General features: G+C 54.8%; 25 protein-coding genes and 1 pseudogene. 8 read left to right on the plus strand and 18 right to left on the minus strand.

The annotated features are described in order from the left end of the window. Positions 1-44: 44 nt before the first annotated feature. Positions 45-560 (minus strand): DUF805 domain-containing protein, encoded by a 516-nt coding sequence (locus ACT3RW_RS15805; protein ID WP_444614414.1) that lies wholly within the window; start codon positions 558-560, stop codon positions 45-47. A 279-nt stretch (positions 561-839) separates the two neighbouring features. Then, positions 840-1883: a PDDEXK nuclease domain-containing protein gene (locus ACT3RW_RS15810; protein ID WP_444614415.1), complete on the minus strand. Its 1044-nt coding sequence runs from the start codon at positions 1881-1883 to the stop codon at positions 840-842. A gap of 408 nt (positions 1884-2291) precedes the next feature. Between ACT3RW_RS15810 and ACT3RW_RS15815 the strand changes: the two genes are divergently transcribed. Further along, entirely contained in the window at positions 2292-2789 is a 498-nt protein-coding gene (locus ACT3RW_RS15815; RefSeq protein WP_013350283.1) for a hypothetical protein, read from the plus strand. A 362-nt stretch (positions 2790-3151) separates the two neighbouring features. Beyond that, positions 3152-3609, plus strand: a pseudogene (locus ACT3RW_RS15820) (transposase); the annotation flags it as partial. A 201-nt stretch (positions 3610-3810) separates the two neighbouring features. Here ACT3RW_RS15820 and ACT3RW_RS15825 read toward each other — a convergent pair. The 3 genes from ACT3RW_RS15825 to ACT3RW_RS15835 form a co-directional block, all read right to left on the minus strand. Then, positions 3811-4173, minus strand: a complete 363-nt coding sequence (locus ACT3RW_RS15825) for a hypothetical protein (protein ID WP_013350285.1) — start codon at positions 4171-4173, stop codon at positions 3811-3813. Positions 4174-4303: 130 nt separating this feature from the next. Beyond that, entirely contained in the window at positions 4304-4468 is a 165-nt protein-coding gene (locus ACT3RW_RS15830; protein WP_353744495.1) for an integrase core domain-containing protein, read from the minus strand. Further along, the gene (locus ACT3RW_RS15835) at positions 4468-4926 is read right to left on the minus strand and encodes a DDE-type integrase/transposase/recombinase (protein ID WP_102598991.1); all 459 of its coding nucleotides are present in this window, start codon (positions 4924-4926) and stop codon (positions 4468-4470) included. The genes ACT3RW_RS15830 and ACT3RW_RS15835 overlap by 1 nt, the downstream gene beginning before the upstream one ends. A gap of 41 nt (positions 4927-4967) precedes the next feature. On the opposite strand from ACT3RW_RS15835, the gene ACT3RW_RS15840 reads away from it, so the two are divergent. After that, a complete protein-coding gene (locus tag ACT3RW_RS15840) occupies positions 4968-5231 on the plus strand; it encodes a hypothetical protein (RefSeq protein WP_013350286.1) in 264 nt (87 codons plus the stop codon). On the opposite strand, the gene ACT3RW_RS15845 is transcribed toward ACT3RW_RS15840, so the two are convergent. The 4 genes from ACT3RW_RS15845 to ACT3RW_RS15860 form a co-directional block, all read right to left on the minus strand. Beyond that, positions 5228-5539 carry a transposase gene (locus ACT3RW_RS15845; RefSeq protein ID WP_444614416.1) on the minus strand — a complete coding sequence of 104 codons (312 nt, stop codon included), beginning with the start codon at positions 5537-5539 and terminating at the stop codon, positions 5228-5230. The two genes, ACT3RW_RS15840 and ACT3RW_RS15845, sit on opposite strands and share 4 nt — an antisense overlap. Positions 5540-6048: 509 nt before the next feature. After that, complete coding sequence (locus ACT3RW_RS15850; protein WP_443461156.1) at positions 6049-7497, minus strand: PepSY-associated TM helix domain-containing protein; 1449 nt, start codon at positions 7495-7497, stop codon at positions 6049-6051. Positions 7498-7533: 36 nt separating this feature from the next. Continuing rightward, positions 7534-8736: a Dyp-type peroxidase gene (locus ACT3RW_RS15855; protein WP_444614417.1), complete on the minus strand. Its 1203-nt coding sequence runs from the start codon at positions 8734-8736 to the stop codon at positions 7534-7536. Then, positions 8736-9308 carry a copper chaperone PCu(A)C gene (locus tag ACT3RW_RS15860; protein WP_444614418.1) on the minus strand — a complete coding sequence of 191 codons (573 nt, stop codon included), beginning with the start codon at positions 9306-9308 and terminating at the stop codon, positions 8736-8738. Before ACT3RW_RS15860 ends, ACT3RW_RS15855 begins: the two co-directional genes overlap by 1 nt. 49 nt (positions 9309-9357) lie before the next feature. On the opposite strand from ACT3RW_RS15860, the gene ACT3RW_RS15865 reads away from it, so the two are divergent. Next, positions 9358-9528, plus strand: coding sequence for a hypothetical protein (locus tag ACT3RW_RS15865; RefSeq protein ID WP_444614419.1), 171 nt, complete (start codon positions 9358-9360; stop codon positions 9526-9528). Between the two features lie 186 nt (positions 9529-9714). Here ACT3RW_RS15865 and ACT3RW_RS15870 read toward each other — a convergent pair whose 3' ends face one another. The 6 genes from ACT3RW_RS15870 to ACT3RW_RS15895 form a co-directional block, all read right to left on the minus strand. After that, the gene (locus ACT3RW_RS15870; protein ID WP_146041020.1) at positions 9715-10140 is read right to left on the minus strand and encodes a hypothetical protein; all 426 of its coding nucleotides are present in this window, start codon (positions 10138-10140) and stop codon (positions 9715-9717) included. Between the two features lie 679 nt (positions 10141-10819). After that, positions 10820-12520: a UvrD-helicase domain-containing protein gene (locus tag ACT3RW_RS15875; protein WP_444614420.1), complete on the minus strand. Its 1701-nt coding sequence runs from the start codon at positions 12518-12520 to the stop codon at positions 10820-10822. Beyond that, a complete protein-coding gene (locus tag ACT3RW_RS15880; RefSeq protein ID WP_444614421.1) occupies positions 12517-14145 on the minus strand; it encodes an ATP-dependent nuclease in 1629 nt (542 codons plus the stop codon). The genes ACT3RW_RS15875 and ACT3RW_RS15880 overlap by 4 nt, the downstream gene beginning before the upstream one ends. A 327-nt stretch (positions 14146-14472) precedes the next feature. Further along, on the minus strand, positions 14473-15201 hold the full coding sequence (locus ACT3RW_RS15885; RefSeq protein WP_444614422.1) for an AAA family ATPase: 729 nt from the start codon (positions 15199-15201) through the stop codon (positions 14473-14475). Next, positions 15201-16709, minus strand: coding sequence for a Mu transposase C-terminal domain-containing protein (locus ACT3RW_RS15890; protein ID WP_444614423.1), 1509 nt, complete (start codon positions 16707-16709; stop codon positions 15201-15203). The genes ACT3RW_RS15885 and ACT3RW_RS15890 overlap by 1 nt, the downstream gene beginning before the upstream one ends. Positions 16710-16715: 6 nt before the next feature. Beyond that, positions 16716-17309: a recombinase family protein gene (locus ACT3RW_RS15895; RefSeq protein WP_041649121.1), complete on the minus strand. Its 594-nt coding sequence runs from the start codon at positions 17307-17309 to the stop codon at positions 16716-16718. Between the two features lie 392 nt (positions 17310-17701). On the opposite strand from ACT3RW_RS15895, the gene ACT3RW_RS15900 reads away from it, so the two are divergent. The 4 genes from ACT3RW_RS15900 (at position 17702) to ACT3RW_RS15915 (ending at position 21264) form a co-directional block, all read left to right on the plus strand. After that, complete coding sequence (locus tag ACT3RW_RS15900; protein WP_444614424.1) at positions 17702-18196, plus strand: hypothetical protein; 495 nt, start codon at positions 17702-17704, stop codon at positions 18194-18196. 228 nt (positions 18197-18424) lie between these two features. Then, positions 18425-18745 (plus strand): metalloregulator ArsR/SmtB family transcription factor, encoded by a 321-nt coding sequence (locus tag ACT3RW_RS15905; RefSeq protein WP_226910805.1) that lies wholly within the window; start codon positions 18425-18427, stop codon positions 18743-18745. 1002 nt (positions 18746-19747) lie between these two features. Next, complete coding sequence (locus ACT3RW_RS15910) at positions 19748-20107, plus strand: hypothetical protein (protein ID WP_444614425.1); 360 nt, start codon at positions 19748-19750, stop codon at positions 20105-20107. A gap of 179 nt (positions 20108-20286) precedes the next feature. Beyond that, positions 20287-21264 (plus strand): hypothetical protein, encoded by a 978-nt coding sequence (locus ACT3RW_RS15915; protein ID WP_444614426.1) that lies wholly within the window; start codon positions 20287-20289, stop codon positions 21262-21264. Between the two features lie 31 nt (positions 21265-21295). Here the strand turns inward: ACT3RW_RS15915 and ACT3RW_RS15920 are convergent, their stop codons facing one another. From ACT3RW_RS15920 to ACT3RW_RS15930, 3 genes are all read right to left on the minus strand, one after another. Next, positions 21296-22264, minus strand: a complete 969-nt coding sequence (locus tag ACT3RW_RS15920) for a hypothetical protein (protein WP_444614427.1) — start codon at positions 22262-22264, stop codon at positions 21296-21298. 419 nt (positions 22265-22683) lie between these two features. Continuing rightward, the gene (locus tag ACT3RW_RS15925; RefSeq protein ID WP_444614428.1) at positions 22684-23529 is read right to left on the minus strand and encodes a helix-turn-helix domain-containing protein; all 846 of its coding nucleotides are present in this window, start codon (positions 23527-23529) and stop codon (positions 22684-22686) included. A 91-nt stretch (positions 23530-23620) separates the two neighbouring features. Next, a complete protein-coding gene (locus ACT3RW_RS15930; RefSeq protein WP_444614429.1) occupies positions 23621-23797 on the minus strand; it encodes a hypothetical protein in 177 nt (58 codons plus the stop codon). Position 23798: the final 1 nt, after the last annotated feature.

A 23798-nucleotide genomic window follows, 5' to 3' on the forward strand; every position in this document is an offset into this window, starting at 1 on the left:
TTTTCGCGAGCCCTATCCACGCCAGGATCGACACCGGGATGTCGTTAGCGTGAATTTCCGTACCGATCTTCCTCAGACCCCGGCCACAACTCCCGTTTGTCGAAACGTGTACCTACCGGGTTGGCTGGCATCAATGTCAAAATCAAAAGCGCCAAGGTACCCAAGATCGGCACAAGCGCTAACAGATACAACCAGCCACTGAAGTTGGCATCATGTAAACGACGCACCGCGATCGAAATATTCGGGATCAGCGTCGCCAAACCATAGATGTTCACTATCCACTCCACCACGACAGCCTCCGTAGGGACCTCAACGGCGCCAGGCTCAATAGCAAGTGCACCGCTCATGAACATCGCGATCACAGCCACAAAACCGACGATGAAATTGAACAACGCCACCCACCAGTACTCACTCAAACTCGCACGGCCACTGAAAGTCGCGTACTTCTTGAAGAACCGTTTGACGGCTTCGCCAAAAGACGCTCCGTACAACGGTAAGCTCAGACTTTCAGTCTCAGACGTCGCATAAGGATTATTCGGCGGGTAAACAGGGTCAGACATAAGGCAGCTTCCTCCAGTGGATTGATCATTCAACATCATACTGTTATTTCAACCGAAACTTCACGGCCCCAGAGAACACTCGACATCTAGGAATCCACATTCACCAATAAATTAACCCGGTACCGTGCATGGTGACGCCGCTTGGCATCACTCCCAGAATTCGCCAAATCTCAGGGACAAGATTCATCCCAGCGACATTCTCGAAGCCTGGCAGCTCAGAAGGTCATATCAATCAATATGCCATCTGACCAATTACTTGGATCCACGGCAGCATCAATGCTATTCGCCTGCCAGACCTCCTTCGGCCTCCAACGCAGCCGCAATCGCTTCAGGAGACGGCAAAGACGTCTTCTCCTCCTGAGGCAACGCATCATACGTGTAAGAAGAAACCGCTAGCGGCTGTGTCGAACCCTCCAAGGCATACCGCACCGTCCGATCGTTCTTAGACCCACAAACTAAGATCCCCACCGTAGGAGCCTGACGGGGAAGCCTCAACATGTCATTAACCGCAGCGACATAGAAATTCAACTGCCCCAGATGCTCAGGCCTGAACTTCCCAGCCTTCAGCTCAACGACGACATAACGGTCCGATGGCACGTGATACAACAACAGATCAACATAAAAATCATCGCCATCGACATCAAGATGGTACTGCCTACCGACGAACGCGAAACCAGCACCAAACTCGGCTAAAGTCTGCGACAAACGAAGCGTCATGGCTTCTTCAATCGCAAGCTCTTGCGCCTCTTCGGTGAGCCCCAAAAAATCAAAGATCAGGGGATCCTTGGCCAGTTCCTTCGCCAAGTCACTGCCCTGGCTAGGTAAACGAGATTCTAAATTGTTAGGAGCCGCACCTTCGCGTGCATGCAACCGAGTACGAATTTGGTGCTCAAGAACCGCCACCGACCAACCATTCTGAACAGCACGGTGCGCATACCACTGACGCAATTCACCGTCACTAATCTTATTCAGAAGCGCCACGTTGTGAGTCCAGCTCAATTGTCCAGTTACTGACTGGACAATTGAATCTTCATCACCCCACGCTTCGGCAAACGCCCGCATATTGTATAGATTCGTTCTCGAGAACCCCTTCATATGAGGGAACTCAGCTCGCAGATCCCTCGCAATCCTGTCGAACACCTTACTCCCCCAAGGCTGACCAGCCTGACGCTCAAGAATGATTCGCCCGATATTCCAATACAGTTCGACCATGGCCGTATTAACCATCCGCTGCGCCCGATGCTGGGCCCCGTGGATCAGCTCTTTCAAGGTCAACAACGCATCAGAATAGTCAGCAGGAAGATCGCGTTCGATTTGGGACATATATCAACCATAGATGCCGAAGAGACAACATGCCGGAAAAGTTCAGCCACCAACTGGACACTTAACGCATACATCCACAAACTGACACAATGGATGCGACAAAAGTGGGACAGATTCGATCAGTGCCACAAACGGTCGTTTACGTGACATCGGGCATCGAAGAACATGCACATCCGAAAATTGTCACTTAACCCCAATGCTGTTTCATGGAGGTCCGGAAACCCACGAACGCACCACCCCAAGGCTCGTCGTCCTTGACGCTCTTGGACGCGGACCCCCTAGTCTTTGCCTGTGCAGCAGTCCGCTCTCAAAGATCCTACTGCGGGGCGATTCACTAGTACTACCTCAGGTGCGACACTGAGCAATGCACCGGGCCTCTACGTGGGCGCGCCAAGCGAAGGACAACACATGAACAAGCAAACCAAAAAGTTCCTGATCACCGCTGGAATAGGCGCCATCGCCATGGGGCTCACCGCCTGCGGCCCCCTAGACACGCCGTCTCCAGGTGCGCGCGCCTATGGCGGGATCGAACCGACCACCTCAACCCAGGAAAGTCTCGCATCCCGCGTGCCTCCCGATGAGATGGACAGTCCTGGATTCGATGTAGTGGTAGCAGACCCACTCCTGAAAGGCACCACTTCCACTGATGTTCCTCTCGGTATGGGACGATTTGTCTCTATCTGGGTGGATTGCGATCGTGCCACGTCACACCTACGAGTGAGGGTGACCGCCGCCAACGGTGCGAAGCTGCTTGACGACACACAAGCGTGCGACTTCAACGGTGCTGCGTTCGTTTCGAACGCGACGGAGGGTTCTCCGACGGAACAAGCCAAGGTTCTGGTGGAGGCTCCGGGAAGCGTCGTGTATCGCATCTTCGTCGGCGCGGAAGGTAGCCGCAACTCGTGAACGTCGTCGTATGCTGACATGTACGGACATCACGAAGCGACAAAAACTCCAACGGACGGTCCAATGTTCGATATGTCTCTTCAGCAACTCCAGAACGAAAATTTCATTTTGCGCGTCACGAAAAGTGATTTCCCCACTCCTACATAGTAGAAACCATGTGCTGGATATTCGTGTTCACATCGCTGTATCTGCGCACTAGGATGAAAGAAAGCCTAAGTAGGGGGAATGCTGCACTTCTCCCCGTCTTTTTGTCGGGGGTGGACAGGAATTCCATTCTGTAGTTCTCGCCTTCCTACGGACTTTCCGTGTTCGTGTGAGCTGTCATGATGTCGTGAGACACGCGTTCGTAGGAGAATGAGTGCATGTCCAAACGTCAGAAGTTCACCCCGGAGTTCCGCGCCGAAGCAGTCGAACTAGTGATCTCCTCCCAGAAGAGCCTGGTCGAGGTCACAGCCTCTCTAGGCATCAACGAAGGAACCCTGGGCAACTGGGTCCGCGCTTACCGCACCGAGCACCCAGAATCGGAAGCAGAGGAACGCGGACCAGTGGAATGGGCCCAATACGAGAAATTGCGCAAGGAACTGCTGGAGGTGAAACGGGAGAACGACTTTTTAAACGATGTCAGCGCCTATTTCGCCTCGAACAGCAAGAAATAAGCGCAATCTTCACCTTCATCAAAGCCCAGGCCGGCCAGTACCCGGTGAACTGAATGTGCCAGAAACTGCAGGTATCCAGGGCATCCTATTACCGGTGGCTGAACCCCTGCGAGGAGCTGAGCGAAGCCAAAGCACTGCGCATGCGCCGCACCGAACTGGTCCACTACAACGCTAAGACCTACACCGCAGCCGTGCAACTCGTTGCTCGACTGGCCACGGGAGCTTCGACTTTGAACCGAACGGTTGCTGCTGAGGAGGAAGAACGATGGGCTTTTCGCCGCTGAAATTCTGCGATACATGTGGTTGGGTACCCAAAAGCCGTGCGCTGCACGCAAAGGATTGCGCGGCGCACGGCTCGGCGGCTTCTACTTGCAGAACCCGTTGTTCTTGATGACGTCCAGGATCTTCTTGGCATCCCGCTCGGTGACCGTTTCCACGCCTGCGCCTTCAAAACGAGCTTGAGTACTCGAGATCAACTTGTCCGGTGACATACCGCCCAAAATGTCAGTGCACTGATTGCGAGCGCTGTTAAAAGCCTTCTCATTGTTCAGCGCCGGATCGATTTCCGCTAGATCTTCCCGTAGCTTTGCTTCTTGCTCGGAGTCAGGCCTAGGGATGCCGGTGGCGGCGCCAGCAGCAACCTCGTTGGCGGTGGACTCATTGAAGTATGTACATCCGCTCAGTGCAACAGTGCTGATCATCAGGAAGCTGGCAAAGACTTTCTTCATGTTACTCCTTAGGAATGGGATCGCGATCAGTACTGCGATTTGTCTATATGAACCGTCCCGGAAATCATGTCGCTAATTTACTAGCGGCAACATCGGGTATCGCGCCGTTGAAGTCATCATAGTAGAGTTCCTAAAATTCCACCGGTTTACTATAGCCGAGGGTCGAATGCAACCGGGCATAGTTGTACCAGTGCACCCAATCCACGACGACATCCCCGACATCGGATTCCGCTGCCAACGGGCTGTTGCGGAACGGGGAATCCCTAGCCGCGGCTTCGTTCTTGAACAACCTCATCACCGTTTCGGCGGCCGCGTTGACGAACGCATCCCCGATGGTGCCGATCGATGGGACCAGCCCTTCAGCGGCCAGCGTCCTGGTGTACCGCTGCGAGGTATATTCACTGCCGGCATCTGAATGATGTACCGTGCCTTGAATCGGGCTTTACGAGATCCCGAACCATGCCGGCGTTGCCATAACGCCATCCGGAGAGCTTCCTTCACAAACTCGGTATCATGCGAGGTTGACGTCGCCCAAGACAGAATCCGTCTGGAGAACAAATCGATCATGAACGATACGTAGGTGAACCCGGCGCCGGTCGGCACATCAGTGAAATTTGTGATCCAGACCTTGTCAGGCGCGACAGTGAAGAATTTGCGGTTCAGCAGATCCTTGGCCCGAATCTTGTCCTTCACACGGATCGTGGTGACAGTCCTCCGGCCTCTGGCCAGACCCTTCATTCCCGCCTCGCGCAACAGCTAAGTCCACGGTGTGCTTCGAGATCTCAAGGAAGCCGTTGCGCTGCAACCAAGCCCGCATCTTCCGACGCCCGTACAGCAACCTCAGGCTTAGGCCTGCCGGTCTTCTCATCAGGCTGCTGCAGATTGTGCAGGACGTTGAGGATCTGGGCGTCGGTGATGTCCCGGGATGCCGGTTGGCGTTGTTTCCAGCCGCGGTAGGTTCGCGCAGAGACCTGCAGTCCCTGAATAGTCAGGGCTTGGCATGTCTGCTCGACTGCGTAGCCGCACTCGCGTTGATGGTCGATGAACTCGGTGATTAGGGCCGGCGAGGGTCGAGCTCCCTCGCGAAGAAAATCGCTGGCTGGCGGAGGATTTCGTTGCTTTCTTCCAGGTCCTTGGCCTTGGCCTCCAGGGCTTTGATCTCGGCGAGTTCCTCGCTGGTGGGGCCGGTGCGGTCCCCGGCGTCGACCTGGGCCTGGACGACCCACCGGCGCAGGGCCTCGGCGCCGATGCTCAGCTTGGGTGCAAGATCCTGGCCGGCACTGTAGACCGGCTTGTATCGCTCCAACCGGTCCAGGACATAGGCGACGGCGCGGGCCTTGGCTTCAGGGGTGTACTGCTTGGGCATGCTTTCCATTCTCTCAATAGAAAGCGGCATGAAACCCAGGACGTTTCACCGAGCCCCTCGAGATCTAGTGGGTGGAACTGTCCATCGGCAGCGCGGCGTACGACCATGCCGCCGCGAAGACCGTGTGGGATTGTTCAAGAACGAGGCCGTCGCCACGGTCTCGCTTTTCTGCATCGGAGCGGTTAAGACCGAATTAGACGTTGTGGAGGTTGTCTTCGAATGGGTGCATTGGTACAGCTGCGAACGCCTGCGTTCCTCTCTGTTCCACCAAGCACCGGAGGAATTCGAGCGACCTATTATGATGAAATTTCCGGCTCGTTACCCGACGCTGTCGCGCATAAAACGGCAGCATGGTTTGCGGGACGGTGCAGCCATCCCTATCGGGGAATGGGCAAAGATCACACTGCTGCATACTGCATATAACTTTCAAAAACGGTGGTTTTTGAAACAGTTGTGCCCTTCGCCTACAGCGCGAAGGGCACAACTAAAACTTGTTTGAACTTTTGAATTTATTCAGTGGTTCGATGTTGAACTTTACTGCGTTGGAGCCGGCCTACGATCATGTCAATGACGAGGAAAGCCGCGAGGCTGATTCCCATCAGGGGCAAGAAGACCCCTACCATTCCGGCTGCAAGCAGTAGCAACAGCAGCCCCCACCACGGGGCACGCAACAATCCGCCGCGAGCCGGTGTCTTGCCCATGCGTTGCGAGGGATTTTTCATGGGTCGACGTTTCCACCACATCACGTATCCCAGCACCACCATGGTGGCGATGGTGGTAGCGACGAGGAACAACAAGATCTGGTTCGGCAATCCGAACATAGACCCCATGTGGATATCGATTCCCCACCGCGTTAGCTTCGCCGCAAGGTTGAAGTCTTTGAAATCTACCCGGTCGACGACTTCCAGGGTTTGACCATTAATGGAGACCGCGTCAACTTCGGTCGGGTATGAGCGTTGAATTTCTTGGACCACCCATGCTTTGCTTTCCGCAGCGGGCGGCTTGATTTCGACCAGTCCGGTGTTGATATTGACTTCGCGGGCGATGGAGAGCATCGTGTCGAAAGCTGCCGGGTTCACCGACTCCCCGGTGGGTGCTGTAGACGCTCCATGGTGGTGGGCATGCTCATCAGCGGAACCGTCGCCAGTGGCAGTGAGGTCGGTGCTAACGGAGGGGGTGCCCCAGTTCAGCGCAGTACGCAATTCACCCACGTTTGCGCCGCCGTAGGTGGACCAAGTGATCCCGGTGGCGGAAAGGAAGAACGCGCCAAGCAAGACCCAGATCCCCAGAGAGCCATGCCAACTGGCCAGTCGGCGGTAGCCGGTGGCTTTGGTATTGGGACGTAGGAGGTCCTTTTTGCGTTTGGTGCGCCTGATCCGCAAGATCCATAGACCTAAGCCAGCAAGGGCAATGATACCTAGCCAGGAAGCTGCCAGCTCGCTGTACATGCGTCCTGGCTCACCGAGTTGCAGATTGCGGTGCAACTGGTCGATCCAGGTGCGTAATGGCAGGGCACCACTGGTTCCGTAGGCGGTGAGATCGCCGCGGATTTCAGCGGTGGCAGGGTCCACGAAGATGGCCCTGGTTTCGCTCTCGCCCAGTGCTGGGTCGGCATACATCACCCGCGTGGTGTCCCCTTGATTCGGTGCCGGACGCACCGCGACCAAGGTTTCGCTGCTACCCATATAGGTGTTGGCCGCTTCGACTTGATCAGCTAGCGGCAGATAGGAATCAGCAACCGGTGCGTGCAGTTCTTTGGCGTAGACCGCTTGTTCGATCTGCGGCGTGATCGCGTATAAGGCTCCGCTCACGGCGGCGATGAGGATGAACGGACCGATGAAAATTCCTGCGTAGAAATGCAGCCGAAGTAGCAGTTGCCCAAACCAGCCTTTGCGAGTCGGACGGGAAGGCATGGAAGGCGGTTGGGATTCCGGGGGTGCGGTGTCCAAGAGAGTCATGAGTAATCCTTGAAAGAAGAGAAATAATAGGGCTGGTCATGCCTTGAAGAGGGTTTCACCGACGAATCCTCCTTCGGCACAGCCTGGCGGGATGAGGAACACGGCAGAGCCGATCGGCGTGGTCCACTGGTTCAGCGCGTCAAGCTCCGCCAGACGTTGTTGCAACGGGACGAATTGCTTGGCCACGCTTTGTTGGTAGGACACGAAAATCAGTCCCGAATCGGAAATATCGGTTCCAGTGGGCTGCTCGTCATAGTTGTATCCCCGGCGGAAGATCCGCTCGCTGGGGTTCTCTGAGCGGGCGCGTCGAATGTGCGCGTGGGCCGGGATGACCGTGAATCCGAGAGCGTTGGTTGCTTCGAAATCGGGTTCGTCGTGTTCCTGACTGCCGGTGGTGGGGGCACCATTCGCCAAGGTTCGTCCAACACTGAATTCTCGACCGGAACGATCCACTTCGTCCCAGGTGTCGACGTCCATCTGGATGCGGCGAATGACCATGGTGGTGCTTCCATCAGGGTTCCATACCAGCGCGTTGAAGTCTTCGGTCTGCGGCGAGGGGTTGACGGTTCCATCAACCTGTCCGAAGAGGTTACGCATCGTCGTGCCAGTAGCTTCTGATCCTCTAGAACGGCGGAACCCTGGCTGCACCCATTTCACCGATGCGAACCGTCGGGCATCTTTGAGCAGCATCCGCTGGGCATGAGCCACGGTCAGCTGATCATCCGAGGCGATATGCAGCAACAGGTCCCCGTCGTTCCACCGTTCTTGCAACCGATCGATACTGAACTTAGGCAGTGGCTGAATACCTGCGGCAGAGGATCCTGCCAGCTCCACCAGCTTCGGGCCAAAGCCGAAGGTCACGGTCAACCGGGCAGGAACTGCTCCTAGTTCCGGTTCGGTATCTGCCAATGCAGCTTGCCCCTGGGTGAGCCTTGCTGCGTCATCTGTGAGCAGTCGCAGGAGGCGCTGCACTGCTGCACTGTCCACCTTTTCATTCAGGGCGAGAGAGATGTAGGTGGCGTGGGCTTGCGGTTCCGTAGCGATGCCTGCTTGGTGGGGGCCATAGAACGGAATCACGGTGTTCCCGTGCAACTGATCCGCTGCCTCAGCGGGCGCGGTGGTGCTAGTCAAGGAGTCAATGCCGAGGGCTGCGATCGCTCCCAGCCCAGCGGCGGCTCCACCGAACAGCACACCGCGCCGGCTAGGGCCTCTTTGAGTGGGTGTCTTTTCGTGGGGCATCAGTGATCGTGGGCGCTTTCCGAAGCGGAATGGTCCATATCCATGGTGCTGTGGTCCATGTCCCCGTGCTCGGTGCCTTCGTAGTTTTCGTTGGCTCCGGCGAACTCCTTGACGGGGGCGGTGACATCGAAGGTGGTGTCATCGGAGAAGGTCAGGGTCAGGTTCACATCATTGCCTGGTTGCAGTGGTTCGGTGAGGTCCATGAGCATGATGTGGTTTCCCCCGGGTTCCAGATGCAGTTCGCTATGGGCGGGGATGGTGAAGCCACCGGTTTTTTCACGCATGACCATGGCCCCGGATTCATTGGCTACGGTCTCGTGCAGTTCCAGATCGGTGGAGGCAGGGCTGGTCACGGAGGTAACGGTGATGTCGTGGTCCCCGGTATTTTCAATGGTGCCGAATCCTGCGGACATGCCTTCGTCAGCGGCCTTCACCCACGGATCTTTCATCGTGACCGAAGCATTAGACGGTGATGCGGGACTGTTCTCGGCGGGGTTTGTAGCGCAGCCGCTCAGGGTGAGCAGGGCAGCGGCACAGAGAGCAGCGGTACGCAGAGCAAAAGAGGTGTTCAAGGTTCATCCTAAAAATATGGAAGCGCAGACAGCGCGCTTCGAAGGAGATATGCTGTTGAGCCCAAAAACTCTGGATGCCGAGCAATATGCGGGGCAACCGGTTGTTGGGGATGGCATGGTGAGGGATTGCCCTCAGAAGAAGGGCATGGAAGTCTATGGTGTAAGCGCACTGTGCGGATTACTGAGCGACGGGGCGCGAAACGACGCAGGCAGTTGCTGAGCTAGGAAATCATCACGATGAATAGTTGTGCGTGAAGCAGCATGCCAGGCCCGGGTTCAAAGCGGTCTTGCATACGAGCAAATTCCTGTGGACAGCAACACGAGACGCAACAAATCCGCCTGTCAGTCGTCAGTAAGGCAGACGTAAAAAACCCACAGACGCGTTGATCTGTAAATGGGAGTGGTCTTACACCGTGGTGAGTGCGGGTGGACCCCGACGAATAACCGACGTTGAATACACGCATATCGTGTAGGTCGGGATTTCACGCGGGGCAGTGGGAGTCGGCAGTGGGTGGATTAGCTGGTAGGCGAAAGTAACTAGTCGCCACAGCAGTTTCCAGGTCAACAGGTCAACGATGTTAGCGGCAGCGATGAGCATTTGTTCGCTGCGATGCAGAACCAGCACGGTAGCGAGGCCCGCCATGAGGTGGGCTAGAAGCATCGTGGTATCACCATGGCTCATGGTGGCAGCGTCGGCCGAGGTAGTGATATCTATGGGCATAGTCATCCCATGATGCGCGTGCATGTCCTGCCCGCCAATGATGGACGCAGCTGAATGCCCGGCTCCCATCGAGAACAACAGATGGAAGAGCAGCTGGCTGAATCCAACCATCCCGGCCAAGCGCCACAGGGTGAATTGTCGACCGCTGAGCAACATGCACACGAGAAGCGACAGCGCGAGAGGTAGCGCGACGTTCAGGAGTCCTGGTACTTCTCCGCCTGCGAGTACGTGGGAGCACAGAGAAACGAACGTCGCAAAGAATGCGGCGGTCGTGCCTCTGAGAACACGTGTCGAGCGGGCGGATTTTTGCACACCCCTAGTATTCCAGACTGAGCGCTGTATTTCGACATCCCGTAAAACTGAAGTGGTAATGGCCCCATCTGTTTGCAGAAGGACCGGAAACGGTCGTTTTAGACACACCGACCGGCAGTCTCGGGGAAAATTCCCGGCAGTTGGGAAATCAACACATTTTTGAGAGCCGACTGTCGCAAAACTCAATGTCACAAACTATGTGCCAGAAGAGAGCTTCTTCAACGAGTATTGATGTAATAAGACTGATAGGCCACTTACTCAGGTGCGCCAAAGTCAAGATCGCCGTTTAGTATTCCTCGATCTACATGTACACGGCCGGCTCCGACCCTATCGCTGGCAAACAAGCCAAAAGCTACGGTTTCTAAGCTCCCAAACGATACGTAATCTTGGCTTGTTCGTGCTCTGTAACTAGCAAACCAACAGCACTTCAAAAACTATCAATTAGCGTTCAAAATCCTGATTCCTAAGCGTTCAGATATTACGAGGTCGTGTCTGCTATTGATTTCCAGTCGGTGTGATTAAGCCATTCCTTAGCAGCTGCCCAACTCACATGATGTGGAGACTGTTCGAGGTACTGCAAGAATCGCGATGGAGTAGCGGTTTCCTCGCCCCACGGTTTCACAGCAAGACGGGTCCTAGTAGTAAGAACACCATGTCTTGCGCGAGACAACATGACCGCGAGAACGCGTGCTTCTTCAGTAATAGCTTCGGGAGATTTAGCTTGAAAAGCAGGAATCGATCCTTCTTCCAAGCCAAGAATTATCACCCAGTCAAACTGTTGGCCCTTACCAGCATGACCGGTAAGGAGATGAATCCCGGGAACAGTCAGTAGAGTATCGCCGTCGCCAAAGCGCACCCGTTGACGAATTCCATCCACAGTCATTCCGTCACGAAGTAAATCCGCAATCCATTCAACACCTGCTTGAACCAACTCTAGTGTCGCTGGGTCGAAGGGTTCATTGATATTCACCAAAGAATTCAAATACGACGTGGGGGCATCAGCGGCAAAGAATTTTGTTACATTAATCCTGTTCAGGACACCGCGAATAATAGGCGCAGTTGCTGAATCAAAGATGGGGTCATCCCATCGATACCAGCTGATACCCTCTGATTCCTCGAGCTTTGCGTCCAATTCTTCTCGCCGCTTTTTCGTCCTTGAAAGAACACCTATCCGTTGCTTTTCTCCACGTGCTAAGACACTTCGAGAAAATGCGATAACCCATTCAGCTTCCGACGTTTCTCGATCGAACTCTAAGTGGGAGGCCAAGCCACCGCCTGGCCATGTCTTGCCGGGAGCCGGTTTTAACTCGATTCCTCCTGTCCATGGAACCATCGCATTCACCATTCCTAACACGGCGGGCGATGAGCGATGCGATTCTGCGAAGGTAATCACGCCTTGAACTTCTTTTTCTATCTCACTTAGAATTCCTTCAGGATCTGCTCCAGTGAAGGAATAAATGCCTTGGGCAAGGTCGCCTGCGTATGTGGTTCTACCCCTGCCTATATGTTGAACAATTCGTAGTTGTTGAGGTGTCAAGTCTTGGAACTCATCGACGATGACAGCACAAAAATGCTCCTTGTAGAGTTCTGATACCTGATCGGTTTCTAGGATAAGGTCAGCCAACCGTGGCAAGTCATCGTAGGTCAAGATCTTCTCGACGATGAGTTTCTGTTCGATCCCCAAAGTCAGAGGGTGTTCAAGTTTTGCCAGTCGGCTAAGCACTTCCTCATCGCAGACAGTATCTTGCTTAGCTTTTTGCAGATTGCTTCTGACAAAGCTTGCCTGTCTCCAGCTGAGTCCCCGTTCGCGAGCTTCCATTCCGATCCAGTCGGAGGTCGGCAAGTGCCATTCATCGTCAAGGCCAACAAGGTTACCGTGGGAACGAATAATCCTTGCTGAGAGCCCATGAAAATTATGTACGGTTACATGATTGCGGATCGTATGGGCTTCCAGATAGTCACGCATACGTTCTTGAATATTGTCTTTTGCCCTATTTGTGAAGGTGAGCACAAGAATTCGTCGTGGATGCAAGACCCGGCCATGATCGATTAGCCCTTTGATCCTCAAGGCCAGAGCTTCAGTTTTTCCACAGCCAGCCGGAGCCGTTATGAGCAATCCCAGTTCTGGGGCATCACGAATTTCTTTTTGGCGTAAAGTCGGTTCCCGGTAAGTGCTCATTTTGCGCCCAATGAATTTAAAAGGCGCACTACAGATTTGAGCTTTGCTGCTTCGCTAGCGCCAAGTGCATTTACTACCATGATCGCTGCCTTAATTTTCCGTTTCTTATAACGACAAAAATTGGATATCTCAGCGTTCGATCGTGAGCCTCCCGTTGCAGGGGGCCGGCAGGTAGCCCTTTCGTTGTTGGAGAACAGATTGCTCTTCTCGATCATCCCCCACAACCGATCAGCTCCAAAGGCGGTAACATATTCGTCCTCCAAATCCCTGTGCGAAACAAAGACCCCTGCTGCTTCGAGTGCCTCATCATTCGACAATGAGGCCGGGCTAATATCAAATTCCAAGGCAGTCTTATCAACAGCGTCTGCGTCGATGAGAACGCGTGTCGGGATATCGAATCCGTTCGGACCGAACAGGGCACGAATGTACTTAACGTCCCCTGAACCGTCCATCTCCATGAGAGAAACACCGAGGCGGTCAAGATCCTTTCCCAGTAGTTCTGCGGCACGTTCGATCAGAATCCGGTCAGAGGCGCCTTCGACAAGAATCACAACAGCAGACGTTAGTGGTTCTAGTTTGTCTTTGACCCACCAATGGACCATTAACTTTGCTTCGGCGTCCAAGAACCCTCTCTGAGGTTGAATAATTTGTCCTCCCTTGCGGACGACAATAATATCTTCAGGGGAAAAAGAACCGACAATGTCCGGTGAATGCGTAGCGATAATCTTTTGATTGCTCCCAGCTTTCAGGAGCTTGGCAAGACTACGTTGGCTCGTCGGATGAAGGTGAATTTCCGGTTCGTCGATGGCAACAATATTGGCCGAGGAGCTTACCAAGTCATACAGAGCTAGAGCGATGAGCGCTCTAGCCCCATCTGATTGTTCAGCTAAGCTATGCTCCCTGCCTTCGCGTTTGAGCCGTAGTTGAACATCAGCCAGCAGATCATCGGCTGCACGCGAAGCGGTAACGAAGCTAAGTTCCTCCGCAGCGATCGGAACTGGAATAGCCCTTGACAGTTGACTAGCAAGGTCACTTCGAATACCTGCTAATACTCGTGACTCGGCAAGCCCCTCTTGGAACTTGTCTGCTAATTTCCCTAAGTCTTCGGCTTCATCCCCGAGGTCTACTGCCGTAAGGATCTCTTTAAGTACGGAATTTCTTTCCTCGCGCACATCCCGAGAGGAGCTTTGCAATGCCCCGACCGATTTCCATCCAAGAACTGCCAGCTGATCTCTGGAAATCTGACGGCCAGTCGCACTGCCTGCAACCCTTCGAATTTCGAGGCTGCCCCCGTTATCAAGGATCGCTTCAAGTTGAACAATTAACAGAGCTTCCGATCCATCTGTATTTATCAGTATCTCGTCAGGAAAAGTCGCCTTTTCAACCTCGGTAAAGGCGCATAGAGTGACCTCTATCTGAAGCGGTTGCTCTGGATCGCGAAAATCCTCAGCTACCAATTTGTTGTAGAGCTGAGCTGCAGATGAACCAAGCAACATGTCAAGGCAACGCAACAGTGACGACTTCCCTACATCGTTCGCCCCTACAAGCACCAGATGCTCTCGCACCTCGATTTCAAAATCCTGCAGCCTACTGTGGTTTCGAACTTTGATTTTTTTCAGCCTCATGGTGCTCCCGTAGCAATGCGCGGATTTCCATAACTTTCGAAATAAGGATTCGAATGCAAATTTCACCCGACGCTTTCCGATCTATTCTCTAGTTAGATCATCTCCAACATTCCTTTGTTTCTCAGAAGAGACACGAAACACAACATTTTTTCCACACACCGTTCCGCGTAGTTTCTCAGTAGTCCACGATCGAAATGTTCTGGAACGATGGCGTTGCTTCGTGAGATAGCACTTCAAGGAACAAAGTTCGGTGAATCACTAACAATCTCAAATCCGTAAGATACTACAAGCGTCGCACAACCCATAGGTTGCAAGACGTCTCACCACCTACCACTCCCCTGTGAAGAGCCGATCAATCAGCCGGAAATTACCGCGCGTGATGCGCGCGATCGCCGCGACAGCTTGCGTATCGGTGAAGTCCTCCAAATCCAGGGTTTTGCCGAGGGCACGCCACTTTCGTTGCAGGACGAAATGCAGTTCATCCTGCGCAAGCGGACGGTATTCGTGGGCGAAGCCGACACGGCTATAGAGCTGAGGATATCGGCTGAACTGCTTTTCTATGCCGGGCATCCCAATCAGCATCAGAGCGATATTGTTCCTGTCATACCTATCTCGCAGCACTTCCAAGGCAGTGGCGTTGAGTCGTTCCGACTCGTCGACGATGATCAGCTCCACATGCTTGTCTTGATTCATCGGACCGTTCGTGACGCCTAGGGTATCAAGATGTTGGTGAATGCAGATCGAGGTCCGATTAGTGATCAGTGAGAGCTCTTCTTTGATTTGCTTAGGAGTTGTCAGAACCCCTGGGGTGAAGAAGACGGTTCGCGTTTTGGCTAGATCCTTATAGATTTGGAGGTCGCTGTCCTCCCGGCGACCCCATTCCTCTACTAACGCCGCGGCTTTCGGGCTCCAGTTGGCATAGCGTTTAGCCGAGAGGGTTTTGCCGATTCCAGCTTGTCCGTAGCAGATCCCGATGGTCCGCTGCCTGCGCACCGCATTGGCGAACTCAGTGAAGCGGCGGTGCTCCTTTGTTGCGATAAATGTTGAGGGTGCCATTATTCGTCCTCTGCGTAGGTGCGCAACTTCGTTTTCTTAGTTGGGTGGGCCGCCGGATCAGGTTGGGTTGGCTCCGTTGGTGGTTGTCCGGCCGGTAGAAATTCTGCGACGGTGGCTATTCGTTCTTTGATTTGTCCGCGCAACTGACGCTTGCGTGCGGAGCGTGCCTTCTGGATGTCCTTGAACGTCACGGTGGCTCGTTCATGCGTGGGATCCACGGCTTTGCAGATGTGCTGGCCCCGGTGAAAGACCTGGATCTCGGCAACGTCCCGAGGGTCGTAGCGAAGAATGACGGATTCTCCGACGTAGGCGGCCAGCAACGGGGAAATGTAGCGTAGGCCTTGGAAGTGCACGCCATCGCGGTGGACGATTCTTGGTTTGGCGACCGTGAGCAGCAGCAGGTTCAGTTCATCGATGGTTTCAGGCAGACGCGGTAACCAGCCGTTGCCCTGCCACGCTTTTTGAGGCGTTTCCTTGATCTCTTGATGCTCACGCTGGTGATAGTTCTGCCCAATGAACTCTTCTAGCGCCGTGTCCAGTTCACCGATGGACAGCCCCGGCTTAGGATTGGGCACGCTGTGCAGGTAGCCAGGCAACCGGGCTAAGAGCTCGGTATTGAGGGTGCCGAAGAATCGCTCAATCTTTCCTCTGCCCTGCGGCCGGGCCACCGTGGAGAAAATGATTTCGAAGTGCAGGTCTCTGGCGGCCTGCGCTAAGTGGTGGCTCGTGAAATCGGTTCCGTGGTCTACATAGAGCACATCAGGGATTCCGCACATCGGCCAATAAGCTGTCTTTTTGGGCCAGATCGCCTCACGCAACGCCAATGCCGTATTCAAGGATGAGGGGGCGCCGGTGAAGATCATGTACCCGCAGAGGGCTCGCGAGTAATCATCCATGATCGTGGTGAGCCACGGGCGGACCGGCTGGTGGCTAGCGTCAAAAACCGGGATGTCGAGCTCGGTATGATCGGCCTGCCACACCGCGTTCGGGCGTTCGGCGCGGCGGCGCCAGACCAGTTCATATTTATCTCGGTACGCCGCCGTACCTTGCTGCGCCAGCGTCATCATCCCCGGATCTATCTCGCCGACAATCGAGCGGATGGTGGAGTAGGAAACCGGTGCCCACCCTTGGTGGAGCGCTACCTTGTTAGCTTGCTGGTGGATGGCTGCCGTGGTCCTGGGCGGTTTAGCTAAGGCGAGGCCTTCGACCAGGTTCACGAATTCGCTGGGCATCCGGCGTCCACGTTTGCCAGGTGCCACCGGTTCCAGACCAGGCTTCCCGTGGAGCTTGAAGCTCTGGTGCCATCGTTGCAGTGTCCTCAGGCCGATATGGTGTTCCCCTGCCAGAACCGTCAGCGGCACTCCGTCTTCGACGTGTTGCCGCAGCATTTCCCAACGTGCTGTTGCCTTAGCCAGGTAGTCACGAGGAGTTCCTGCTTTCTCGGTACTGCTGTCATTCTGGTCTCGCCCCAGCGGTGCGTCCCTGCGCGTTTCGCTTCGCCGGGACATGGCCGATCACAAGCTCTTGGAAGAGGTGGGCTCTTGGCCCAAGTGGCGGTAGAACGTTGCGCGGCTCCAGCCAACCAGGCGTGCTGCGTCTTCGGCGGTGCGTCCCCTGGCGCGGGCATCTTTGGCGATCGCGAGCTTGTCGGCAATCACTGCCGGGTCAGAGGCCGGCCGGCCGAAACGGGTTCCGGATTGCCGGGCGGCGGCAATGCCGGCGTTGACTCGTTCCACGATCAATTCGCGCTCGTATTCGGCCAACGAGGCAAGCATGTTCAGCATCATCCGACCGGTCGAGGTGGCCGGGTCGATGCCATCGGAAATGGAGCGGACATTAATCCCGCGCTCCCGCAAAAGGTTCACGGTATTCAAGACATCGATCAGGGAGCGGCCCAGCCGGTCAACCCGCCACACCACGACGGTGTCGCCGGCTTCGGCATAGTCCAGCAGCTTCTTCATTCCGGGCCGCTCGATCGCGCTGCGGCTGCCGGAAGTCACGTCGGCGAACACGTCGCGCTTCTGCACCCCTGAAGCAACCAGGGCATCGAGCTGCAAGGCCGCGTCTTGGCTCAAAGTGCTCACGCGTGTGTATCCCAAATGTCTCACCTGCCCAGTGTGGCTCAAAAACCCCTGCACGGCAAGCAGGTAAGACGTTTTACGTTGGGACGACTTTATAAGACGGTTGGACTCCTTGCCGTTCCGGAATATTGAGACGGCATGGCCAGACTGAGGAGAGTGTCTCAATAATCTTTAGGTTATTGGGACAAGCGGAGCTGCGCAATCCACAGTCATCTGGACGCAATGTAGAACTGCCACTTAAACGCCAGGTGACGATAACCGCCACGCATGCAGGATTAAAATTTCCGACGCCTCTTTGAATGCGCGAATTTAGTTGAGGGTGGTGCTCAATGTCGAGAATTGAATTGAGATGGGAAGACTGTCCGCAAAAATACATTCGAAGAGTTTGCTTTTATCTGAGCAAAGGATAATCTTTCCTCATGAAAAAAAGCGTCTTTGGGGCAGCTTCAGGAATAGCAATTGCCACTCTTTTATTGAGCGCCTGCACCAGTAGTTCCACTTCGGAGACTGCTGCGCCGGTAACAACTCCGGACAATTCGTCCACGTCACCCAGTTCAACTGTCTTGGATTCAGCAGGGGTCTATAAGAGGCATTCGGAATCTATTCAGCGCCTCTCTGCGGGAAATCAAATACTGAGCGAGGTGGAAGGTAACGGATCAGTTCAACTAACCATCGGAGAAGTACCTGACGGATTTGATTCGGTCGGATTCATCGTCTCCTGCGAAGGCTCATCGCCTTGGGACATCGCATTAAGTAGCGAAACTAATATTGGGGGCAGTGACTGTGGGGACGATGACGCTGCCGAAACTAGCCTTTCCATCCTGCGTAAAGAGCTAGATAACCAAGAAGTGCGCCTCGAGCTCCGCGAGAAAGTCAAAGTTTGGGCTACGGTCTTTGCTACTAATGAGCAATAACGTTTAAGGGTTACGATTCTCATCTCTAAAAGACGCACATCGGAGTAAAGGACGCGGTTCAGAAATAATCAAGCTCCCACTAGGGAACTTATTTTTTAGAAATGCTGTCGAGGGTTTTCGCTGAGCAGTCCTACGGCAAAGTCCTCTACGGGTCTTTACCGGTAGAAGAAGTTGAACCCAAATTTCATATTTAGCATATGTGCTATATTGCTAAATATGATAGACGCAATGTCCGACGTATTCACTGCATTAGCTCATCCCACGCGACGGCAAATTCTGCAAGACCTCAAGGATGGCGAGCTAGCTGCCGGAGAGATTGCTTCACGCTTCCAAGCCACCGGGCCGACCATATCCCGCCACTTAGCTGTCTTACGCCATGCAGGACTCGTCACCGAACGGCGTGATGCCAACCGGATCTTGTACACCCTCGGTGAGGAACGCTTGGCGCACTCTGTCGGAGACTTTCTCTCTACCGTTTGTCCGGAGCAGATCGTATTGCGTGAAGTGCGCAGACACAAAGATGGTCGCGTGAGCCAGGTGAAGACCTAAATGGCGTTTTCATCGCTCATTACACCTTGGTACAAGCGCACCTCAGCCCGATCTGGCTGGGGCCACGAACAACCGGGCTCAGTCGCTCCGACGTCGATTCTGGACTATGAAGCACCTGTTGTGGCAGGGCTGGTTGCCCGTTCACGTGAACTAGCGCCATCGCACGAATATATTGAGGTGCTCAAGGCGGCGCACTCGATTATCAGCAATGAAATACGGGCTGTTTACGCCTTAGAGGAGAACACGCCTGCTTCGCGCACATTAATCCGCGGATATGGTTCTTGCAGTCAACGATTGGCGCTATTAGAAAGCGTTGCGCGTTCCCTCAGTGTATCCACTCGGGTGCGTATTTTGCTCATCGATCGATCTTTTTGGTATGCACGTTTTCCCCGCCTCGGCTTTGTCCTTCCAAATCGCATCTTGCTAGCCTGGCCCGAGTTCAATATCGATGGCTGGCACCCCGTGTCCGAGTTGTTCGGACCAATTGGCTGTCGAGGAGGGTCCCCTTTCGTGAATCAAGGCTCCGAAACGCTTTTCGAGGCCGTAGGGCGCTGCGCGGTCAATTGGGACGGCCGGAGTAGTAGCGATCCATATGACCTTTCACGCTTTGTCCGCGCCGACTACGGCTACTTCACGGACAGAGATCAGGCCTTTCAGCAACTTGGTCAAACTCTGTGCGCACCGTCACGCCTTATCGCAGACCCCGTACTCCGTCGAATTGAAGCCTAGAGCTGTTCTTCGCGTCCACAAAGGCGCTCGGCATTGCTTTTACAATTACCGAGACCACCTGCGAGGGTAGCTCCGCTAGCGTGTAATTCTAGTCTTGCGCGCCCTTGAAACAGAGGTGCAGTGACAAGCGACATGAAGCGAAGCGTTCCATCGTTTAAGCATTTGAACACCGGCCGTCTCGGCCACCGTTCTTCTAGCGGAACCCAACGAACCGCCATTTAGAATGGCACTTTAGCCGCCAAATAATGTCAACAGTCACAGGATTGGGTCTCGGTGAGACGTCTTGCAACCCATGCCTTGCGCTACAAGACCTGGAACGACTACTGCGTCAAAGAATTCGGCAACCAGCACATCGCTATCCCACGTGAAGATCGTGATGAAGTCATCGGTTCGCTGCGTTCGGCTGGGCTGAGTGTCCGCGCAATCTCGGACGCAACTGGCCTTGGTCGCGGAACTGTTCGCCGGTCGATCACCGCGAACACACAGGCAGAAAACTCTACTGTCCCAAATGGGACAGTAGAGAATCACGCAGCAGGTGTCCCAAATGGGACACCTGAAAACACCGGAGAAGATGCACCAGGACTCACCAAAGCGCCCCAAAAACACCTCAACCCAACAAAAAACGAACCCTAACAAGCCACCCAAGAATCTAACGGTCACCAAAAAATGCAGCCAGCGATCACCCCAGCAAACAACCAGCACAGCCACGGAGTCAACTCACCCAAAAACCAGTCACACGTCTGGCACCGAGGTGCACTACCCGAACGCAAGCGTTCGGGATGACACATACCCCAAGCTGCCGCGTGCGATACATGAGCATGGAACAAACCCACCACCGATGCCATGCCTGCAACGAGCCGTTTCCTGCAGGTGCTGACAAGCGCCGCAAGTACTGCGGCGACGCCTGTCGAATGCGCCAGAACCGCGCCCGTCAACGAGGTGGCCAGCCCCAGGCCTCAGCGGCCGATGTGCTGGCCATCCAAAACAAGCAGCTACACGAACAGCTCTCTCGCGCCCGGGCCGAACTGGCCAAGGTTCACAACCGGGCCATGGGCTACCGCAAAGAAACCAAAGCAGCTCGCAAGGATCTGAAACGCTTCACCGAAGAACGCCAGCGCTCTCTGCTCTACTTCCAAAACCAGCACCAGGAACTGCGGGCAAAATACCGACTGGCCCACACGATGATCATTGAACTGGGGCACCAGCTCCACGCAGTGAGCGACGGACAAACGACCTGGGAAGCAACCACGACAGCCCCTGCGTCAATGCAACGAGGCCCGTTGCCCAGCGACGACGACAACACCGCAGCACTTGTAGAACTTGTCGCCTCTGTGTCGCGACAACTAGACGACACCTTCGGGTTGCGACACTACCGACCTAGGACACTGCGCGACAACGACACGTTGTCGTCCGCTGCAGACGCGACACTCTCGACAACGACAACGACAGGCCCAAGTGTCGCTGTCGCACAGACCAGCCACGATGACATCATCGTGCGACAACGCGACACCATCGCCAAAGCCGACAAGATCATCAACACGTTGTCGGAGCGATTGACCATCGCCAAGACAGCCCACATGAAGCTGCGTGATCAGTACTCCCGATCCCAGCAAGCCCTCTCGACGGCCGCCACTCAACGCGAACAGCACCGGGTGATTATCACCCAATGGCGCGTCATGGCCAGGGAACTTTACCGGCGCACAGGCGGCCGGCCGACAGAACAACGACACCGCGACATCCTGGCCACCATGAACCGCTACGAATCCTGGGTGAAAGGACAAAACCAATGACCGTCAGTATCTCCAAGATGAGCATTGGCTACTACCTGGCCACCGCAACCATTGGCGACGGAGTAGTCGGCTGCAGGGACTTGTTGATGAAGTGGTTGTGGAGCGGATAGCGGCCAGGAAGGTGATTTGGATCCGGCACCCCGAAATTGCTGAACGATTCGTGGTGGATCTGTGCGTCTGGGGTGGAGTGCGCGTTCAGCGTCGTAGCGCTCAGCTTCCAGTAAATGTCTGCACCGACCAGAGACTTGAGCCGAGCGCGCTCTTCCTCCCATCCCGGGTGGAATTCTTCAACGACCTTGGATGCGCCACCCCACGATGCGTACCGGGCCAGCACCGCTTGCTCGTCAACAGTAGGCCAGCGGTTCTCCTCATTGAGCGTGTTGACCAGTTCGAGCGCATCGAGATTGAACTGGACGCGTTCGCGTTCGTTTCTGGGTGCGGTGAGGCCCGGCTCTCCAGAATATCGGGCTGGAACCGGGCCAGAACGCTCTGGGCGCGCTTCGTCTACTGCTTCACTGCTGGCGCTTTGTAAAGGCGCAGATCCGGTATCGGTGATCCGTCTGTCGTTATTGGAAGACCCTCCATCTGTAGGAACTCCACTACTTCCTGACTGATTTTGTCCATTGCCTTCAGCGTCTGCATCTTCTGAGCGTCCGAGGCCACCGCGAATTCTTCGTGGGTGAACTTGCTCGGAAAGTCCTGACTGCCGGTCCCCTTCTTGAACATCACGTTGTTGATCAGCATGTCCTCGAACGTCTCGTTCAGCTGCGGATTCTGAAAAAGTACCTGATGCACCATCGTCGGCACCTGGTCGAACTCTTGATTGAAGTTCTCCACCAGATCTCCCCAAGGACAATCCTCCGGGTTCTTCCAAGACTCCGGGTCCGTCTCCCAGTTCTGCCCCGGAAACTGCTCCTGGCTGAACATCGCGTCCAAGTTCTTCAGATCGTCCTGACTTAGTATGCGTGTCATTAGTGAATTCCTCATTGATCTGGAACATTCCATCCGCGAAGTCGAATAGATCCTCTTCTTGCTTTAGTCTTTTGGCAGCTACCGCAACCTATTTACTTTACATAACATGATGGACGGACGAATAAGTCAAGTAGCCCCGCAAACAATCTGCGGGGCTACTTGACCAATGAGAATTTCTAGTACGACGGACCGCCTGCAGACGGGGAATGCACTGGCGGTGGCCCCTGCTGGGAGAAACATTCAGTGATTCGGCTGCTAAATTGCTTGGCATTATCCGAACGGCGCACAGGCGATACAGAGCCGGACTTATTCGCTCCCTGAACGCCGCTGTCTTGTGCCGCTTACTGGGGCTGCTCTTGGTTCCTCTTCGTCGTCAAGCCATCCTCGTCAGCTACTGGGGTGTCAATCGGCTCGACCGTTCGTCCGTCTGACGATTGATGGAGAGGGTTAAGTTAATACGTGCGTGTTCCTTTGAAAGCACCTCAGTATTTTGGCCAATTTGGCCGGGCTTGATTTTGCTGGGGTGTGGTCCTGGTCGAAGATGCTATTTTTACCATCGGCCAATTTGGCCGGGCTTGATTTTGCTGGGGTGTGGTCCTGGTCGAAGATGCTATTTTTACCATCGGCCAATTTGGCCGGGCTTGATTTTGCTGGGGTGTGGTCCTGGTCGAAGATGCTATTTTTACCATCGGCCAATTTGGCCGGGCTTGATTTTGCTGGGGTGTGGTCCTGGTCGAAGATGCTATTTTTACCATCGGCCAATTTGGCCGGGCTTGATTTTGCTGGGGTGTGGTCCTGGTCGAAGATGCTATTTTTACCATCGGCCAATTTGGCCGGGCTTGAATTTGCTGGGCTGAAACCAACGTTCATATTGGCCGGTGGCTCTGAATCCCTGTCGATTCCATACTCAACGGCAACGGCTTTGCTGTGACTAACGGTGCTTCGACGCTGAGCCATCCGCTCTTTCATCTGCGCGCGACGCTGCTCCCCAACAGCCGCCAGACGCTGCATCTCTGACTCGACGAGCCGGAACTGGTTGCCTATGCGGTGACCGCCGCGCGAGTTGTATAACGCGTAGCATTCGAGCACACCATGCTCTTCCAAGACACGCAGGTGACGGCGTACAGTGCGCTCACCCATGCAGGTGTACATGGTCAGCAGCGCCAAGGAGGGCCAGCACTTCCATTCCTCATTGGCGTGATCAGCAGGCAACAGCATGACGTGCAATCCACCTGGCTTGAACTGCTTGGAGGATGCCATCTTTCTAGCGAGGTTCGTCGCTTCAAAACTCACTGTGAATCCATCTCCTTGTACTGTTTCTGAATCTGTTGGGTGAAGTTCTCGTGGGGCAGGGTTTTATTGGTCAGTCGGGAGTTGATTCGCATCATGATGGAACCGTCCCGACTACGCCGAAGCCTGATTCCCAGACCGGTGGCAGCAATGCCCCCATCGGCATTCTGAAAACCTCGTCGAAGTAGAAAAACGCGAAAGCGCTGACAGCGAAATACAGCCAGTACCGGATGATCATTCGCGTTCTCGATGCCATGGATGAAGCACTCATG

Source organism: Glutamicibacter sp. AOP5-A2-18, from assembly GCF_052446055.1.
Classification (GTDB): Bacteria; Actinomycetota; Actinomycetes; order Actinomycetales; family Micrococcaceae; genus Glutamicibacter.